16 protein-coding genes and 1 tRNA gene are annotated in these 16,294 nt (G+C 63.8%); 12 read left to right on the top strand and 5 right to left on the bottom strand.

Annotated features, from left to right (window positions below; all coding sequences use genetic code 11):
• Window positions 1-120 precede the first annotated feature (120 nt).
• The 5 genes from NKL06_RS14885 to NKL06_RS14865 all read left to right on the top strand — a co-directional run bounded on the left by NKL06_RS14885 (window position 121) and on the right by NKL06_RS14865 (window position 6,829).
• Window positions 121-948: a ferredoxin--NADP reductase gene (locus tag NKL06_RS14885; protein WP_023693122.1), complete on the top strand. Its 828-nt coding sequence runs from the start codon at window positions 121-123 to the stop codon at window positions 946-948.
• Between the two features lie 217 nt (window positions 949-1,165).
• Window positions 1,166-2,215, top strand: coding sequence for a deoxyribose-phosphate aldolase (gene deoC / locus NKL06_RS14880; RefSeq protein ID WP_023693123.1), 1,050 nt, complete (start codon window positions 1,166-1,168; stop codon window positions 2,213-2,215).
• A 225-nt stretch (window positions 2,216-2,440) separates the two neighbouring features.
• Entirely contained in the window at window positions 2,441-4,813 is a 2,373-nt protein-coding gene (locus NKL06_RS14875) for an aldehyde dehydrogenase family protein (protein WP_023693124.1), read from the top strand.
• A gap of 292 nt (window positions 4,814-5,105) precedes the next feature.
• Window positions 5,106-5,837 carry an SDR family oxidoreductase gene (locus tag NKL06_RS14870; RefSeq protein WP_023693125.1) on the top strand — a complete coding sequence of 244 codons (732 nt, stop codon included), beginning with the start codon at window positions 5,106-5,108 and terminating at the stop codon, window positions 5,835-5,837.
• Between the two features lie 146 nt (window positions 5,838-5,983).
• On the top strand, window positions 5,984-6,829 hold the full coding sequence (locus NKL06_RS14865; protein ID WP_023693126.1) for a fumarylacetoacetate hydrolase family protein: 846 nt from the start codon (window positions 5,984-5,986) through the stop codon (window positions 6,827-6,829).
• Between the two features lie 81 nt (window positions 6,830-6,910).
• Here the strand turns inward: NKL06_RS14865 and NKL06_RS14860 are convergent, their stop codons facing one another.
• Both NKL06_RS14860 and NKL06_RS14855 read right to left on the bottom strand, forming a co-directional pair.
• Complete coding sequence (locus NKL06_RS14860; protein WP_023683546.1) at window positions 6,911-7,930, bottom strand: LLM class flavin-dependent oxidoreductase; 1,020 nt, start codon at window positions 7,928-7,930, stop codon at window positions 6,911-6,913.
• A gap of 82 nt (window positions 7,931-8,012) precedes the next feature.
• On the bottom strand, window positions 8,013-8,210 hold the full coding sequence (locus NKL06_RS14855) for a hypothetical protein (RefSeq protein WP_155927084.1): 198 nt from the start codon (window positions 8,208-8,210) through the stop codon (window positions 8,013-8,015).
• Between the two features lie 64 nt (window positions 8,211-8,274).
• On the opposite strand from NKL06_RS14855, the gene msuE reads away from it, so the two are divergent.
• The 5 genes from msuE to NKL06_RS14830 are packed head-to-tail and all read left to right on the top strand — an operon-like array spanning window position 8,275 to window position 12,968.
• A complete protein-coding gene (gene msuE / locus NKL06_RS14850) occupies window positions 8,275-8,832 on the top strand; it encodes an FMN reductase (protein WP_023683545.1) in 558 nt (185 codons plus the stop codon).
• Between the two features lie 58 nt (window positions 8,833-8,890).
• The gene (locus NKL06_RS14845) at window positions 8,891-10,267 is read left to right on the top strand and encodes an LLM class flavin-dependent oxidoreductase (protein ID WP_023693127.1); all 1,377 of its coding nucleotides are present in this window, start codon (window positions 8,891-8,893) and stop codon (window positions 10,265-10,267) included.
• 24 nt (window positions 10,268-10,291) lie between these two features.
• Complete coding sequence (locus NKL06_RS14840) at window positions 10,292-11,140, top strand: ABC transporter permease (protein ID WP_023693128.1); 849 nt, start codon at window positions 10,292-10,294, stop codon at window positions 11,138-11,140.
• Between the two features lie 40 nt (window positions 11,141-11,180).
• Window positions 11,181-12,179 carry an ABC transporter substrate-binding protein gene (locus NKL06_RS14835; protein ID WP_023693129.1) on the top strand — a complete coding sequence of 333 codons (999 nt, stop codon included), beginning with the start codon at window positions 11,181-11,183 and terminating at the stop codon, window positions 12,177-12,179.
• A 24-nt stretch (window positions 12,180-12,203) separates the two neighbouring features.
• Complete coding sequence (locus tag NKL06_RS14830) at window positions 12,204-12,968, top strand: ABC transporter ATP-binding protein (protein WP_023683542.1); 765 nt, start codon at window positions 12,204-12,206, stop codon at window positions 12,966-12,968.
• A 49-nt stretch (window positions 12,969-13,017) separates the two neighbouring features.
• Here the strand turns inward: NKL06_RS14830 and NKL06_RS14825 are convergent, their stop codons facing one another.
• The 3 genes from NKL06_RS14825 to NKL06_RS14815 form a co-directional block, all read right to left on the bottom strand.
• Complete coding sequence (locus NKL06_RS14825; RefSeq protein WP_245260320.1) at window positions 13,018-13,353, bottom strand: hypothetical protein; 336 nt, start codon at window positions 13,351-13,353, stop codon at window positions 13,018-13,020.
• Window positions 13,354-13,509: 156 nt separating this feature from the next.
• Window positions 13,510-13,585 (bottom strand) — tRNA-Ala (locus NKL06_RS14820).
• 173 nt (window positions 13,586-13,758) lie between these two features.
• Window positions 13,759-14,151: a TIGR02300 family protein gene (locus NKL06_RS14815; RefSeq protein WP_023683538.1), complete on the bottom strand. Its 393-nt coding sequence runs from the start codon at window positions 14,149-14,151 to the stop codon at window positions 13,759-13,761.
• A gap of 206 nt (window positions 14,152-14,357) precedes the next feature.
• On the opposite strand from NKL06_RS14815, the gene aroA reads away from it, so the two are divergent.
• Entirely contained in the window at window positions 14,358-15,716 is a 1,359-nt protein-coding gene (gene aroA, locus NKL06_RS14810) for a 3-phosphoshikimate 1-carboxyvinyltransferase (RefSeq protein WP_023693131.1), read from the top strand.
• Window positions 15,717-15,775: 59 nt separating this feature from the next.
• On the top strand, window positions 15,776-16,279 hold the full coding sequence (locus NKL06_RS14805; RefSeq protein ID WP_023693132.1) for a hypothetical protein: 504 nt from the start codon (window positions 15,776-15,778) through the stop codon (window positions 16,277-16,279).
• Window positions 16,280-16,294 lie beyond the last annotated feature (15 nt).

The following is a 16,294-nucleotide window of genomic DNA, read 5'->3' as shown; positions in this document are numbered from 1 at the left end:
GGGACACAAGAGCTCACTGCTTTGGAGTGTGTGAACGGCACGCCGGGACCTGAATGGTCTGGGCGCGCAGGAAACGGTTTGGCGCCCGCGTAGTGGCTTGGGCAAGACAGAGTTGGATCGATGAACACCACATCCGCACTCAACACCGCCGGCGCCCGTCCGCTGCAGTTCCCGATTCCGGCCAATGTCTATGCCGAAACCGTCGTCTCGGTGAAGCATTACACCGACCGCCTGTTCTCGTTCCGCATCACCCGCCCGCAGTCGTTGCGCTTCCGCTCCGGCGAGTTCGTCATGATCGGTCTGCCCAATGCCGAAAAGCCGGTGTACCGCGCCTATTCGGTGGCCAGCCCGGCCTGGGACGAGGAGCTGGAATTCTTCTCGATCAAGGTGCCGGACGGCCCGCTGACCTCCGAACTGCAGAAGATCCAGGTCGGCGACACCGTCATCATGCGCCAGAAGTCGACCGGCACGCTGGTTGTCGACGCGCTGACCCCGGCAAAGCGCCTGTTCATGATCTCGACCGGCACCGGCATTGCGCCCTTCGCCAGCCTTCTGCGCGACCCCGATACCTACGAAAAATTCGATCAGGTCATCCTGACCCACACCTGCCGCGACAATGCCGAACTGACCTATGGCCAGGAGCTGGTGGCCGCGCTCAAGAACGATCCCCTGATCGGCGAACTGACCGGCGGCCGCGTCACCCTCTACAATTCGACGACCCGCGAAGAGTCGGCGCGCATGGGCCGCATCACCGCGCTGATCGGCTCCGGCAAATTCTACGACGACCTCGGCATCGAGAAGCTCAATCCGGAGACGGATCGCATCATGATCTGCGGCTCGATGCATATGCTGAAGGACGTCAAGGAAATGGCCGAAAGCCTCGGCTTCCATGAGGGCTCGCTCAGCCATCCCTCGACCTTCGTCGTCGAGCGCGCTTTCGTCGGCTGACATCAGCCGGCGCCTCGGCGCCACGTCTTGAATTGACGTTTTGACCATGTGGTCAAAATTCAGCTGCTTTTGCCGCCTTTTTCCGTTATGAGCCCTTGAAGGACTCGTGAAGCATCGATTCACGGGCTATCTTCGGCGTGTGTCGCCCAAACCGTGATGCGGTTCGGGAGCAACGACACGCACCGCGACGTAAAATCGTCGAGCGAAAGGGCAGGAGATGAGCAGCACAATCCGCGAAGCCGATCTCGGCGCGTCCAAGGTCACGCCGCTGCCGGCACGTTTGGCCGCCAATACGCCCGTGCCGCAAAGCCACGGTATTGCCCGCAACACCGGCATGCGGCTCGATCTCGGCTTCATGGAATCGGTGCGCTCGGTCAACCGCTCAGCGCTGGAACGCAGGGTCGCCAGCCTCACAAAGCGGCGCTCGATCAAGGCTGACAACCAGGCGGCATGGCTGCTGCGCGCGGTCTCCTGCATGGATTTGACGACGCTGAATTCCAACGACACCGAAGAGCGGGTGCGCCGCCTGTGCGCCAAGGCGATCAACCCGTTCCGCCGCGATATCGCCGAGGGCCTCGGCATCGAGGGCGAAAAAATCCGGCCGGCAGCGGTCTGCGTCTATCATCCCTTCGTCGCGACGGCTGTTGATGCCGTGCGCGGCACCGGCATCCATGTCGCCGCCGTCTCCACCGCTTTCCCGCACGGCCTTGCGCCGCTGTCGACCCGCCTGCAGGAGATCGAGGCATCGGTGCGCGACGGCGCCGACGAGATCGACGTCGTCATCCCGCGCGGCCTGGTCTTCGGCGCCAAGTGGCAGGAGCTCTACAACGAGATCGTCTCGATGCGCGAAGCCTGCGGCGATGCGCATCTCAAGGTCATTCTCGGCACTGGCGACCTCGCCACGCTGCGCAATGTCATGCTGGCCTCCATGGTGGCGATGATGGCCGGCGCCGATTTCATCAAGACCTCGACCGGCAAGGAAAGCGTCAACGCCACGCTGCCCGTCGGCCTTGCCATGGTGCGCGCCATCCGAGCCTATTTCGAGGAGACCGGCTTTCTCATCGGCTTCAAGCCGGCCGGCGGCATCTCTACAGCCAAGGCTTCGCTCGACTGGCTGGTGCTGATGAAGGAGGAGCTCGGCCGGCCATGGCTGGAGCCAGACCTGTTCCGCTTCGGCGCCTCGAGCCTGCTGACCGATATCGAGCGCCAGCTCGAGCATCATCTGACCGGGCATTATTCGGCCAACCACCGCCATGCGATGGCGTGAGGCGGAGAAGGCCTTGAACGTCGAGTTCCTTCGCGCCCCCCTCTGTCCTGCCGGACATCTCCCCCACTTGGGGGGAGATTGGCTAACGTCGGCGATTTCGCCAATTGTCGACGTTTCAGAGCCGACAGGCGCGAAGGCTAATCTCCCTCCTTGTGGGGGAGATGTCCGGCAGGACAGAGGGGGGCGCCACAGAGCGCCTGCCAAGACGATTATCTGGAGCGCGTCATGAACATTCTCGAACGCTATCACGCCATGGAATACGGCCCGGCGCCGGAAGCCCGCACCGAGGCCGATGCCTGGCTTGCCGGACGCGATTTCGGCAAGGCGCTGTTCATCGACGGCGGCTGGAAGGCAGCAGGCGGCGGCAAGACCTTCGAGACCAGCGAACCCTCATCCGGCAAGCTGCTGGCCAAGATCTCCGATGCCGGCGCCGCCGATATCGACGCAGCCGTCGCCGCAGCCACCAGGGCCTTACCGAAATGGTCGGCATCCTCGGGCTACCAGCGCGCAAAAGTGCTTTACGCCATTGGCCGCGCGATGCAGCGTCATCAGCGCCTGTTCGCAGTGTTGGAATCCATCGACAATGGCAAGCCGATCCGCGAAAGCCGCGACATCGACGTGCCGCTGGCCATCCGCCATTTCATCCATCACGCCGGCTGGGCGCAGGCTCTAGACAAGGATTTCCCCGGCCACAAGGGCGTCGGTGTCGTCGGCCAGATCATTCCGTGGAATTTCCCGCTGCTGATGTTGGCCTGGAAGATCGCGCCGGCGCTCGCCGCCGGCTGCACGGTGGTGCTGAAGCCGGCCGAGTTCACGCCGCTCACGGCCATCCTGTTCGCCGAGATCTGCGAGCGCGCCGGCGTGCCGAAGGGAGTCGTCAACATCGTCCAGGGCGGGCCGGAAGCGGGCGTCGCCATCGTCAACCATCCCGGCATCCAGAAGATCGCCTTCACCGGCTCTTCGGAGGTCGGCAAGATCATCAGGAAAGCCACGGCTGGATCGGGCAAGAAGCTGTCATTGGAGCTTGGCGGCAAATCGGCCTTCATCGTCTTCGAGGACGCCGATCTCGACAGCGCCGTCGAAGGACTGGTCGACGGCATCTGGTTCAACCAGGGCCAGGTCTGCTGCGCAGGCTCGCGGCTTCTGGTGCAGGAAGGCATTGCCGACGCGTTGATCGCCAAGGTCAAGGTCAGGATGAGCCGGCTTCGCGTCGGCAGCCCGCTCGACAAGAACACCGATATCGGCCCCCTGGTCGACGCCACACAGCTCGACCGCGTCAAGGGCCTGGTCGCAGAAGGCGCCAGACAGGGCGCCGTCTGCTGGCAGCCCGATGCGGTGCTGCCGTCTTCCGGCTACTACCACCTGCCGACGCTCGCCACCGGTGTTTCGCCGGCAAATATATTGGCGCAGGAAGAGGTGTTCGGTCCGGTTCTGGCCACCATGACCTTCCGCAACACCGAGGAAGCGATCGAGCTTGCCAACAACACGCGCTATGGGCTGGCCGCCTCGGTGTGGAGCGAAAACATCAATCTCGCGCTGCATGTCGCGCCGCAATTGAAGGCCGGCGTCGTCTGGGTCAACGGCACCAACATGTTCGACGCCGCCTGCGGCTTCGGCGGCTATCGCGAAAGCGGCTTTGGCCGCGAGGGCGGGCGCGAGGGCATGTTCGAGTATCTCTCGGCAAAGCTACCGCTCGGCCCGGTGATCAAGCCGACGGCGTCTTCGGCGCAGCCGGTCGAGCAATCGGATGGCGGCGCCATCGATCGTACCGCAAAGCTGTTCATCGGCGGCAAGCAGGTGCGGCCCGACGGCAATTATTCGCTGGCGATAGCCACTGCCAAGGGCAAGCTCGCCGGCGAAGTCGGTCTCGGCAGCCGCAAGGACATCCGCGACGCCGTTGCCGCCGCCCGCGCCTGCAAGGCGTGGCCGGAGGCTACCGCCTACAATCGTTCCCAGGTGCTCTACTACCTCGCCGAAAATCTGTCCGGCCGCACCGGCGAATTTACCGCACGCTTGACCGAACTGACCGGCGCCAACGCCAAGGCCGCGCGGGAGGAAGTGGAACAATCGATCGAGCGCCTGTTCCTCTATGCCGGCCTTGCCGACAAGTATGAGGGCAGGGTGCATCAGCCACCGGCCCGCGCCGTCACGCTCGCTTTGCACGAGCCGGTCGGCGTCGTCGGCATCGTCGCCCAGGACAGCGCGCCGCTGCTCGGCTTGATCTCCCTGATCGCACCTGCGCTTGCCACGGGCAACACAGTGGTCGCCGTGCCGTCGGAAAAATACCCGCTGCTCGCCACCGATCTCTACCAGGTGATCGAATATTCCGACGTTCCGGCAGGCGCCATCAACATCGTCACCGGCCGCACGGCGGAGCTTGCCGGCGTGCTGGCCAAGCATGACGATGTCGACGGGTTGTGGCTGTTCGCCGATGCCGACACCTGCGCCAGGGCGGAGGCCGATTCCATCGGCAATCTCAAGCGCGTCTGGACCGGAAACGGCCGCAGCCTCGACTGGGCCTCCGACGAGGCCGCCGGCGATGCCCTGCTGCGCCGCACCGTCGAAGTGAAGAACGTCTGGGTGCCATACGGCGACTAATGCCGCCTGAAGCGCGCTGTGCTTGAGTGAACCATGGCAGCGCGACTCGTTGCCCGGTTGTCATACATGTTGTTGCATCAGAGCAAGCGATGTGCATTACATCAGCCGTCGCGAAGGTGATCGCGTTCGGGCTTGACGCCCGGACATGTGTTCTTTAACCAGAAAAAACATTTGTTGTTTATGGACTGATGGATTGTGCAGGCCGCATAGTCGCGCCTGTCTGGCACAGGACGCCCCGGTCAGCCCGCATTAAATCGGGCCGAGAAGTGGCCAAAGAGGCGAGGAGAAACGCATGGCGGATCTGGCAGGCAAGGTCGTTGTCGTCACGGCGGCGGCGCAAGGCATCGGCAGGGCGAGCGCATTGGCCTTCGCCAAGGCAGGCGCCGTCGTGCACGCCACCGACATCAACGAGGCGCTGCTGGCCGAACTCGCCAAGACCTCCGGCATCAAGACCCGCAAGCTCGACGTCCTCAACGATGATGCCGTCACGTCGGGCTTCGCCGAAATCGGCCGCGTCGACGTGCTGTTCAACTGCGCCGGCTTCGTTCATTCCGGCTCGATCCTCGAGATGAAGGATGCCGATCTCGACTTCGCCTTCAATCTCAATGTCCGCGCCATGATCCGCACCATTCGGGCCGTGCTGCCCGGCATGCTGGAGCGCGGCGACGGCTCGATCATCAACATGTCGTCCGTCGCCGGCGCCGGCAAGGGCGTGCCCAACCGCTTCGCCTATGGCGTCTCCAAGGCGGCCGTGATCGGTCTCACCAAGGCGGTTGCCGCGGACTATGTCGCCAAGGGCATTCGCTGCAACGCCATCTGCCCCGGCACTGTCGAGAGCCCGTCGCTGCAGGACCGCATGCATGCGCAGGGCGATTACGAGGCGGCCCGCGCAGCCTTCATTGCCCGCCAGCCGATGGGCCGTCTCGGCACGCCCGAGGAAATCGCCGACCTTGCCGTCTACCTCGCCGGCGCCACGTACACCTCAGGCCAGGCCTATAATATCGACGGCGGCTGGTCGATCTGAGCAATAGCCTCGATCCGCAGGTCCAGGCTCGAACAGTTCTAAAGTCCGGCTTGCCCTAGGTCGGGTCCGATAGCCAGAGTCCGCCCAGTCATCGCTTGGCGGAGCGAGTTTTGAAAACGGCCTTGGGCCGCAATTTGGAGAGCAAGATGAAACTGCTGCGCTATGGCGAGATAGGGAGCGAACGCCCCGGCCTGCTCGATGCGGATGGAACGATCCGCGATCTTTCGGGTCATGTCACCGACATTGCTGGCAAGGCGCTCGATCCGGCGTCGCTCGAGACATTGTCGAAGCTCGATCCGAACTCGCTGCCGGCGGTTTCCGGCAAGCCGCGCCTCGGCGCCTGCGTCGCCGGCACGGGCAAGTTCATCTGCATCGGCCTGAATTATTCCGACCATGCCGCCGAAACCGGCGCCACCGTGCCGCCGGAGCCGATCATCTTCATGAAGGCGAGCTCGGCCATTGTCGGCCCCGACGATGATGTGCTGATCCCGCGCGGCTCGGAAAAGACCGACTGGGAGGTTGAACTCGCCGTGGTCATCGGCAGAAAAGCCAAATATGTCAGCGAGGCCGATGCGCTGGATTATGTCGCCGGCTATGCCGTTGCCCATGACGTGTCCGAGCGCGCCTTCCAGGCCGAGCGCCAGGGCCAGTGGACCAAGGGCAAGAGCTGCGACACGTTTGGTCCGACCGGGCCGTGGCTTGTCACCAAGGACGAGGTTGCCGATCCGCAGAACCTCAAAATGTGGCTGACGGTCAACGGCAAGACGATGCAGAACGGCTCGACCAGGACCATGGTCTACGGCGTCGCCTATCTCGTTTCCTATCTCAGCCAGTTCATGTCGCTCCACCCCGGCGACATCATCTCCACCGGCACGCCACCCGGCGTTGGGCTGGGCATGAAGCCGCCGGTGTTCTTGAAGGCTGGCGATGTGGTGGAACTGGGCATCGAGGGGCTCGGCCAGCAGAAGCAGACCTTCAAGGCGGATGCCTAGCCGCCTCTTCCCTTAGAGCGTTTCACCGTTTGCCGGCGAAACGGTCTATCTCTTTGTTTGCCCGGCGGCTGGCGCCTCTTGTCAGCGCCAGCCGAGAGCTGGCGCGACGTGCTTCAGGATCGCCTCGATGACGTGGGCGTTGTACTCGACGCCGAGCTGGTTGGGGACGGTCAGAAGCAGCGTGTCGGCCTCGGCGATCGCTTCATCCTCTTTCAGCTGCTTGACCAGCACATCGGGCTCGGCGGCATAGGAGCGGCCGAAGACGGCAAGCTTCTCAGGCTCGATATAGCCGAAATGATCTTCGCTGCTGCCGCCGCCGAAATAAGCGCGGTCGCGGTCGTTCACCAGCGCAAAGATGCTGCGGCTGACCGACACGCGCGGCTCGCGTGTATGGCCGGCTTCCTTCCACGCCGCACGATAAGCGCGGATCTGTTCGGCCTGCTGGATGTGGAGCGGCTGGCCGCCCTCATCGAACTTCAGCGTCGAACTTTGCAGGTTCATGCCGAGCTTGCCCGCCCATTCGGCGGTGGCGTTGGTAGCGGCGCCCCACCAGATCCGGTCGCGTAGGCCGGCCGAGAACGGCTCGAGCCGCAGCATTCCCGGAGGATTGGGGAACATCGGCCGCGGATTGGGTTGCGCGAAACCTTCGCCGCGCAGCACGTCCAGAAACACCTCGGCATGGTTGCGCGCCATGTCGGCATCGCTTTTGCCGTCCTGCGGCACGTAGCCGAAGTAGCGCCAGCCGTCGATCACCTGCTCCGGCGAACCGCGGCTGATGCCAAGCTGCAGCCGGCCACCGGCGATCAGGTCGGCAGCACCCGCATCCTCGGCCATATACAGCGGATTCTCATAGCGCATGTCGATGACGGCGGTGCCGATCTCGATGCGGCTGGTGCGGGCGCCGACCGCGGCCAGAAGCGGAAACGGCGAAGCGAGCTGGCGGGCAAAATGATGGACGCGGAAATAGGCGCCGTCCGCGCCCAGCTCCTCGGCGGCGACGGCCAGGTCGATCGACTGCAGCAGCGCGTCGGACGCCGAGCGCGTCTGCGATTGCGACGAGGGCGACCAATGGCCGAAGGAAAGAAAGCCGATCTTTTTCATGCGCGCATCCTGTTCTTTGATTCCAGTTGCCTACTTCGTCGCCCACGCGATCGGGTTCAATCGACACTCACACAACGCAGTGTCAATGCCGCCGGCCCTTGACGGTTTCGCAACGATACCCATCGGTGCGCAAAGGACCAAGGCCATGGTCCCCGGCGATGCCTTGCGCGACCGCGTCAGCATCTGTCGCGGCGCTTTTGGGGCCAAATGAACCAACCAAAGGCGATGTACCGCAAACTCCATTCGCTTCAGAGCCCGGTTTTGAAATCTTCTCGCTCATTTAATTCTACAAAATCGGTAGGCTTAATGCGGATAGATAGTGCGTCTGCGAGAAGGAGCCTCGGATGTCAAAAAAGCTGGTGGTGGGGTTGTCCGGCAACCTGACCCGTCCGTCCAAGACGAAGGCATTCGTCAGCCACATCGCCGGGGAGGTGGCGAGCCGGGCCGGCTCGGCTTTGAGCGTTTTCGACATCGAGGATCTCGGCCCGTCCTTTGCGCCTGCAAGACAGCTTGGCGATCTCGATCCGGCGGCGCGCGGTATTATCGAGCAGCTGCTCGGCGCCGACGTGCTGGTGGTCGGCTCCCCGACCTTCAAGGGCAGCTACACCGGGCTGTTCAAGCACTTCTTCGACCTGCTCGACCCGTCGTCGCTGCGCGGCAAGCCGATCATCCTGGCGGCAACAGGCGGCGGCGAGCGTCATTCGCTTGTCGTCGAACACCAGTTGCGGCCGTTGTTCGGCTTCTTCGAGGCGCAGACCCTGCCGACCGCGATCTACGCCTCGGACAAGGACTTTGCAGATGGCGTGCTGGTGTCAGAGGCAGTCAAGGCGCGAGCCCGGCAGGCGGTCGCCGAGGCATGCCGGGTGGCCGGCGTGCCCTACAGCGTCGTCCTTGCCGCCTGAAAACCAACGATCCGCGACGCAATATTCCATCCCGCATAGACCAGAAGGACGCCTGCAAATGACTCGAGCCAGCAAGTCCGATAGCAAACCGCGGCAGATCAAGCTCGGCGCCTTCCTGCCCGGCGGCGGACAGCATATTGCCGCATGGCGTCATCCCGATGCGCCGGCCGACGGCGCCACCAATTTCGAGTTCCACAAGCAACTGGCGCTGACCGCCGAGCGCGGCCTGTTCGACGCCTATTTCCTGGCCGACAACCTGACCGTCGGCCTCGGCGCCCGCGAGGGCGGCAACGCCAAGATCGCCGGCTTCGAGCCGGTGACGCTGTTTGCGGCGCTGGCGCCGCTGACGACGCATATCGGTTTCATCGCCACGGCCTCCACCACCTATGAGGAGCCCTACACGCTGGCGCGCAAATTTGCTTCGCTCGACCTGTTGTCGAACGGCCGCGCCGGCTGGAACGTGGTGACCTCGGCCGGCGACGAAACGGCACGCAATTTCAACCGCGACGTCCAGCCCAGCCATGCCGAGCGCTATGCCAGGGCGCATGAGCATGTCGAGACGGTCAAGGCGCTGTGGGACAGCTGGGAGGATGACGCCTTCATCCGCGACAAGCAGTCGGGCCGTTTCTACGACAAGGACAGATTGCACGACATCGACCACAAGGGCGAGCATTTCAGCGTCAAGGGTCCGCTCAACGTGCCGCGCCCGGTGCAAGGACATCCGGTTGTCGTACAAGCGGGGCAGTCGGAAGACGGCCGTGGGCTTGCCGCGCACTCGGCCGAGGTCATCTTCACCGCCCATCAGAAGCTCGAGACGGCGCAGGAATTCTACCGCGACATCAAGGCGCGCGTGGTTGAAGTCGGCCGCGATCCCGATCAGGTGCTGATCATGCCGGGCGTCGCGCCCTTCGTCGGCCGCACCGAGGACGAGGCCCGTGCCAAATACCAACAGCTCAACGACCTTATCCTGCCCGAGGACGGTGTCGCCCTGCTCAACGGGCTCGCCGGCCAGACGCTCGACATCAGGGGCTATCCGCTCGACGGTCCGTTGCCGCCGAGCAAGGAAACCGAGGGCATGAAGAGCCGCCAGGCGCTGATCCGGCAGATCGCCGACGAGCACAACTTCACCATACGCCAGCTTTACCAATGGGTAGCGACGGCGCGCGGCCACTACACTATCGTCGGCAGCGTCACGCAGGTCGCCGATCAGCTGGAGGAATGGTTCACCAGCGAGGGGGCCGACGGCTTCAACATCCTGCCGCCCTGGCTGCCCGGCGCGCTCGACGATTTCGTCGACTTGGTCATTCCCGAGCTGCAGCGGCGCGGCCTGTTCCGCACGGCTTACGAAGGCCGCACGCTGCGCGAGAATCTCGGCCTCAGGCGCCCGGAAAATCCATGGACCGTCGCCCGCTCGACCGTCCTTGCCGCCGAATGACCTTAGCATCGAAGGGGTGAAGCAATGACGTTGCAGCACATCGATCGGCAAATCACGGTTCGCCGCAGTGGTGGCGAAACCGGGCTCGGCACCGACTTTCTGCGCCTCGGCGGCCGGGCTGCTGTTCGCTTCCTGAAGCGCTACGGCGTGCTTGCCGGCTTCCTGGCGCTCTGGCAGGTGGCGAGCAGCGTCGGATGGGTCAACGCGGCGGTGCTGCCGCCGATCGACATGATCGTCGAAGCGCTCTGGAAGGGGCTTGCCGGCGGCAGCCTGCTCGGCGACATCGCCATCAGCCTGCAGCGCGCCGGCATCGCCTTTGCCGCAGCCGTCGCCGTCGCCATTCCGCTCGGCCTGTTCATGGGCCAGGTGCGCCCGGTCGAAACCGCGCTCGATCCGATCCTGCAGGTGTTCCGGCAGACCTCTGCACTGGCGCTCTACCCGGTGTTCATCCTGCTCTTGGGACTTGGCGAGACCTCGAAGATCTTCGTCATCTTCTGGGCGACGCTGTTTCCGCTGCTGCTCAATACCACTAGCGGCGTCAAGGAAGTCGATCCCAAGCTGCTTGAAATGGCGCGCGTCTATGGTGCGAGCCGGCTCACCGCGTTTCGCCGCGTCGTACTGCCGGGCGCCGTGCCGTCGATCTTCGTCGGCTTGCGGCTGAGCGCCACCACGGCGCTGCTGCTGCTGATCGCGTCCGAGATGATCGGTGCCAACAAGGGCATCGGCTTCCAGGTGATGAACGCGCAGTACAATTTCCAGATCCCGCTGATGTTTGCGGCAATCGTCATCCTCGCCGGGCTTGGCCTGATCGCCAACCAGGCATTGGTCACCCTGCAGCGGCGGCTCTGTCGCTGGAGCAATCCTGTCAACTGAGCAGTCCGCCCCTCACCGTTTACCTCACAAGGACCCGATCATGAAAATCACCCGCCGTTCGCTGCTTGCCGGCGCGCCGCTTGCCGCCGGCCTCATCGCCGCCGGCCTGCCGCGCCTGGCCTTTGCGCAAGCCGCAGCCGTCAAGTTCCGCTACCTCGCCAGCCGTGGCAGCATCTCCCCGCATGAGCTGGCCGACGAGCTCGGCTACTTCAAAGGGCTCGGCGTCGAGCTGGAGAATGTCGGCTATTCCTCGGGTGGACCGGAATCGCTGTTTGCGCTGTCTTCCGGCAGCGTCGACATCGGCTCGGCCGCCACCGCGGCGGTGATCAACTCGATCTCGGGCGGCAACGACTTCGTCGCGGCGTATCCGAGCAACGGCATCAACAAGGATGTGAAGAGCGTCTTCTACGTGCTGGAAGACAGCCCGATCAAATCGATCGCCGACATTGCCGGCAAGACCATCTCGGTCAACACGCTCGGCGCTCATCTCGACTATACGGTGCGTGAGGCCCTGCACAGCGTCGGCCTGCCGCCGACCGCCGCCAACCTCATTGTCGTGCCCGGCCCGCAGCTTGAGCAGACGCTGCGCTCGCGCCAGGTCGACATTGCCGGCCTCGGCTACTGGCAGGCGACCTTTGCCGGCGCGCTGGTCGCCAACGGCGGCGTGCGCGGCGTGTTCGACGACACGCAGGTGCTCGGCGAACTCGCCGGCGGCTTCGTCGTACTCAGGCGCGACTTCATTGCCGCCAACCCGGATGCGGCGCGCAACTTCGTCGAACAGTCCGCGCGCGCCTCGGACTGGTCGCGCCAGAACCCGGACGAAGCCCGCAAGGTGCTGGCCACTATCCTCGACAAGCGCGGTGAAAACGGCGATCTCGCCCGCTACTGGACCGGCTTTGGTCTGCGCGAAGGTGCGCAGGCGACCGACCGCGACATCGACTTCTGGGTCGCCGTGCTGGAGCGCGACGGCCGTCTGGTCAAGGGCAAGCTGAAAGCCGCCGACATTCTGTACCGGCCCGGCGAAACCAAGATCAACTGAGCTCTGAAATAGCTGGGAGATGAGATGACCGGTTCCAACCGCGGCGGGGAGGTCTCGATCCGCGACCTGTCCAAATCCTTCAGCCTCGGCGGGCGCCAGCTTGCCGTGCTGCGGACGCTCAACCTTGACATTCGTTCGGGGGAATGCCTGGTCATTGTCGGCGCCAGCGGCTCCGGCAAGACCACGCTGCTGCGTATTCTGGCCGGGCTGGAGGCGGCCGACAGCGGCGGTGTCGCGATCGACGGCCAGCCGGTGCATGGCGTCGGCGCCGAGCGTGCCGTGATCTTCCAGGAGCCGCGGCTGCTGCCGTGGCTGAGCGTGCTCGGCAATGTCGCGTTCGGCCTCGAAGTGCGCGGTGTTCCCAAGAGGCAGGCCGAGGAACGCGCCCGCTTCTACGTCGCGCTGGTCGGCCTTGCCGAATTCGCCGATGCTTTTCCGAGCCAGCTTTCCGGCGGCATGGCGCAGCGCGTCGGCATCGCCCGGGCGCTCACCGTGCAGCCCGAGATCCTCCTGCTCGACGAGCCGCTGGGGGCGCTGGACGCCATGACCAAGATCGGCATGCAGGAGGAACTGGCGCGCATCTGGAGCGAGGAGAACGTCACCATGGTGATGGTCACCCACGATCTGGAGGAGGCGATCTATCTGGCTGACCGGGTGCTGATCCTGCCCAAGGAGAAAGGCGGCGCGGCGCGGTTGATCGACATCGACCTGCCACGCCCGCGCGAGCGCAGCGAGAGCCGCTTCGTGCGCTATCGCGAAGAACTGCTGCGCGAATTCGGCCTGCATTGATCAAGGGAAGGAGCCAGCCGTGGCTTCCCCGGAAGATTAGCTCTCGCGATTACTGCTTGGTGAACGTGCCCGTATAGGTGCGGTCGGCAAGCCCATAGGTGACGGCCAGCGTTCCGTCCGCCTGAATGACCGCGCTGACGTCCGCGCCATTGGGAAGGCGCCGCAGTTTCAACGTGTTGCCGAAAATCTTGCCTTCGCCGTCGGCCACGCCCGGTTTGTTGTCGCCGACATCGCCCCAGGCATAGGTGGCGGTGACATTGCCGCCGCGCGTAATCGTCAGCACAGCGAGCTTGCCATCATACATCCCGTCCAACTGTCCGCCCCATATGCCGGAAAACGCGACATATTTGGCCGGGACGCCTTCGCCGGGCGGCATAACCCGCACGGATGGATCGAGGACCGCCGCACCATCAGGAGCAGAGATCGCGGCAGGCGCCATGGGCTGAGGTGCGGGCGTTGGCGGCGGCGATGATGGTTCAGGCGCCGACTGGCAGGCGACAAGCACGAATGCCGCGAAACCGAGCGTCGGAAAAAGACTGTTTGGTGGAGCCAATCGGGATCGAACCGACGACCTCTTGAATGCCATTCAAGCGCTCTCCCAACTGAGCTATGGCCCCACTCCGGCAGTCAGCCGTCGCCGTTGCCGGCGAGAGGTCCGGCGCGGGTATCAGGACCGCGCCGTTTAGTGCAGGCGGCTTCTAACCCCGCCTTCCCTGAAGATCAAGCCTTCGAGGGCCGCTTTTTCGTCATAGCCCGTGAACGCCGCTAAATGCATGCGTTCGAAGCGTTCCTAGACTTCGTCGTCGTCGTCGCCGACGCCGATCATGTCGGCGACGTCGTCGTCTTCTTCCTCTTCGTCGGCAAGGAAAGTATCGTCCTCATCGTCGCCTAGATCGACATCGTCCTCGTCGTCGCCCAGGTCGGGAAGCTCGTCGCCGGCCTTGACGTCTTCGTCGGCCTCTTCAAGCGAGACGACTTCAACGCCTTCTTCTTCCTCGGCGTCCACTTCCTTCTCGGCCACTTCCTCTTCCTCTTCGAGGGCGGCGATCTTGCCGTCCTCGAAATAGGAACGCGGATACGTCTTGCCCGTATAGGGCGAGACGATAGGGTCCTTGTTCAGGTCGTAGAATTTTCGGCCCGTTTCAGGGTCGACACGCTTTGTGCCAAGTTCGTTTTTTGCCACGTCAAGCCTCGTCAGTAAAAGAGTGGTCCCCTTAACCACAGTTTACCGCGCTGTCAAAGCGAAAAGCCGGCGTCACAAAACCAAGCACTGAAAGGCCTCGCGCCAAGCGACGACCATGGGGATGACCATTCGTGCCCGCCGTGATACGAGACCGCCGCAACAAATGAAAAGCGCCGGCGCGCCGGCATTCCGTCCAGGGAAATTCCATGTCTCACGCCGCCGCTGCCAAGCCGGCCACCGCCCGCAAATCATCCGCCCTTTCCGGCACCGCTCGCGTGCCGGGCGACAAGTCGATTTCGCACCGTTCCATGATGTTCGGCGGCCTTGCCTCCGGCGAAACCCGCGTCACCGGCCTGCTCGAAGGCGAGGATGTGATGCGCACGGCGGCCGCCATGAAGGCGATGGGCGCGCATGTCGAGAAGCGCGGCGCCGAGTGGGTGATCCGCGGCACCGGAAATGGCGCGCTGCTGCAGCCGGAAGGCCCGCTCGATTTCGGCAATGCCGGCACCGGCTCCCGCCTCACAATGGGCCTCGTCGGCACTTACGACATGGAAACGACCTTCATCGGCGACGCATCGCTGTCGGGACGGCCGATGGGCCGCGTGCTCGAACCCTTGCGCCAAATGGGCGTGCAGGTGCTGAAGGCGACGCCGGGCGACCGCATGCCGATCACGCTGCATGGGCCGAAACACGCCGCACCCATTACCTACCGCGTGCCGATGGCCTCGGCGCAGGTGAAGTCGGCCGTGCTGCTGGCAGGCCTCAACACGCCCGGCATCACCACCGTGATCGAACCGGTGATGACGCGCGATCATACCGAAAAGATGCTTAGGGGATTTGGCGCCAATCTCTCGGTCGAGACCGACGAGCGCGGCGTGCGCCACATCTTCATCGAGGGCCAGGGCAAATTGACGGGGCAGACCATCGCCGTGCCCGGCGACCCCTCCTCGGCCGGCTTCCCGCTGGTCGCGGCACTGATCGTGCCGGGTTCGGACATCGTCATCGAGAACGTGCTGATGAACCCCACCCGCACCGGCCTGCTTCTAACGTTGCAGGAAATGGGCGGCCAGATCGACATCTTGAACCCGCGCAATGCCGGCGGCGAGGATGTTGCCGATCTGCGCGTGCGCTACTCCGAGCTCAAGGGCGTCACCGTGCCGCCCGAGCGGGCGCCGTCGATGATCGACGAATATCCGGTGCTGGCGGTTGCCGCGAGCTTCGCCGAGGGCGAGACGTTGATGCAGGGGCTGGAAGAGCTGCGGGTGAAGGAATCCGACCGACTGGCAGCGGTTGCCAATGGGCTGAAGCTCAACGGCGTCGACTGCACCGAAGGCGAAGCTTCGCTCGCGGTGCGCGGAAAGCCCGGCGGCAAGGGGCTGGGCGGCCATCCCAATGGCCAGGACACGACGGTGCAGACGCATCTCGACCATCGTATCGCCATGAGCTTCCTGGTGATGGGGCTGGCAACGGAAAAGCCGGTAACCATCGACGACGCCGCAATGATCGCGACGAGCTTCCCGGAGTTCATGGGGCTGATGACGGGGCTGGGCGCGGAGATTGGGTGATTTTCCCTGTCTCAATGTGCAGTATTCGTGCATGAGAGTGCAATGTCGGAATCGCGGCAATGATGGGCAGGCAGGTCAATTTCTGGTTGTCAGACAAAGATCAAACTGAGCTTCAGTCCCTCGTGCTTTCAAAGGGGGTATTCGCGGTGATCAACAGCCAGTCGAAGACCCCCGCACCCTCGCTGAAAGAAAAATTTGAACGAGTGCACCCGGGCCGTAAGGTCGAGGGCTTTCATCTCGTTCCCAAGGCACTGAGGGAGGAAATTGTTTGGAACCACAATCCATACAACGATACGTATGATCCCGATCTCAGCCGCTCATCTGTGATACAGTACAACCCATCCCGGACCGAAGGCAGTTCAATTTTTCAGGGCCGATTTTATTTCCAAGCGCGCGACTTCGACGATCTTGGGCAGTTGATAGAGAAGCATGCGGCATTCACCAAGATTGGCGACGCGCTGCTACGCCTGGTGCGGAAAAATCTAAATCATCTGCACAGTGGCTTTTACGCTGGAAATGAAGCTCTGAAGCTGAAAGATGCGGGTTTCCAGTTTCGATCCTGATAGCAGCAAATCTTC

This window comes from Mesorhizobium sp. C268A (assembly GCF_040324475.1).
Classification (GTDB): Bacteria; Pseudomonadota; Alphaproteobacteria; order Rhizobiales; family Rhizobiaceae; genus Mesorhizobium.
The sequence above is the reverse complement of the archived record's forward strand: the minus strand, read 5'-3'. Positions and strand labels throughout refer to the sequence as shown.

What these genes read in the sequence shown, in the direction of transcription:
- NKL06_RS14885 (WP_023693122.1), top strand. Translation starts at nt 121, where the DNA reads ATGAACACCACATCCGCACTCAACACCGCCGGCGCCCGTCCGCTGCAG.
- deoC (WP_023693123.1), top strand. Translation starts at nt 1,166, where the DNA reads ATGAGCAGCACAATCCGCGAAGCCGATCTCGGCGCGTCCAAGGTCACG.
- NKL06_RS14875 (WP_023693124.1), top strand. Translation starts at nt 2,441, where the DNA reads ATGAACATTCTCGAACGCTATCACGCCATGGAATACGGCCCGGCGCCG.
- NKL06_RS14870 (WP_023693125.1), top strand. Translation starts at nt 5,106, where the DNA reads ATGGCGGATCTGGCAGGCAAGGTCGTTGTCGTCACGGCGGCGGCGCAA.
- NKL06_RS14865 (WP_023693126.1), top strand. Translation starts at nt 5,984, where the DNA reads ATGAAACTGCTGCGCTATGGCGAGATAGGGAGCGAACGCCCCGGCCTG.
- NKL06_RS14860 (WP_023683546.1), bottom strand. Translation starts at nt 7,930, where the DNA reads ATGAAAAAGATCGGCTTTCTTTCCTTCGGCCATTGGTCGCCCTCGTCG.
- NKL06_RS14855 (WP_155927084.1), bottom strand. Translation starts at nt 8,210, where the DNA reads ATGAGCGAGAAGATTTCAAAACCGGGCTCTGAAGCGAATGGAGTTTGC.
- msuE (WP_023683545.1), top strand. Translation starts at nt 8,275, where the DNA reads ATGTCAAAAAAGCTGGTGGTGGGGTTGTCCGGCAACCTGACCCGTCCG.
- NKL06_RS14845 (WP_023693127.1), top strand. Translation starts at nt 8,891, where the DNA reads ATGACTCGAGCCAGCAAGTCCGATAGCAAACCGCGGCAGATCAAGCTC.
- NKL06_RS14840 (WP_023693128.1), top strand. Translation starts at nt 10,292, where the DNA reads ATGACGTTGCAGCACATCGATCGGCAAATCACGGTTCGCCGCAGTGGT.
- NKL06_RS14835 (WP_023693129.1), top strand. Translation starts at nt 11,181, where the DNA reads ATGAAAATCACCCGCCGTTCGCTGCTTGCCGGCGCGCCGCTTGCCGCC.
- NKL06_RS14830 (WP_023683542.1), top strand. Translation starts at nt 12,204, where the DNA reads ATGACCGGTTCCAACCGCGGCGGGGAGGTCTCGATCCGCGACCTGTCC.
- aroA (WP_023693131.1), top strand. Translation starts at nt 14,358, where the DNA reads ATGTCTCACGCCGCCGCTGCCAAGCCGGCCACCGCCCGCAAATCATCC.
- NKL06_RS14805 (WP_023693132.1), top strand. Translation starts at nt 15,776, where the DNA reads ATGATGGGCAGGCAGGTCAATTTCTGGTTGTCAGACAAAGATCAAACT.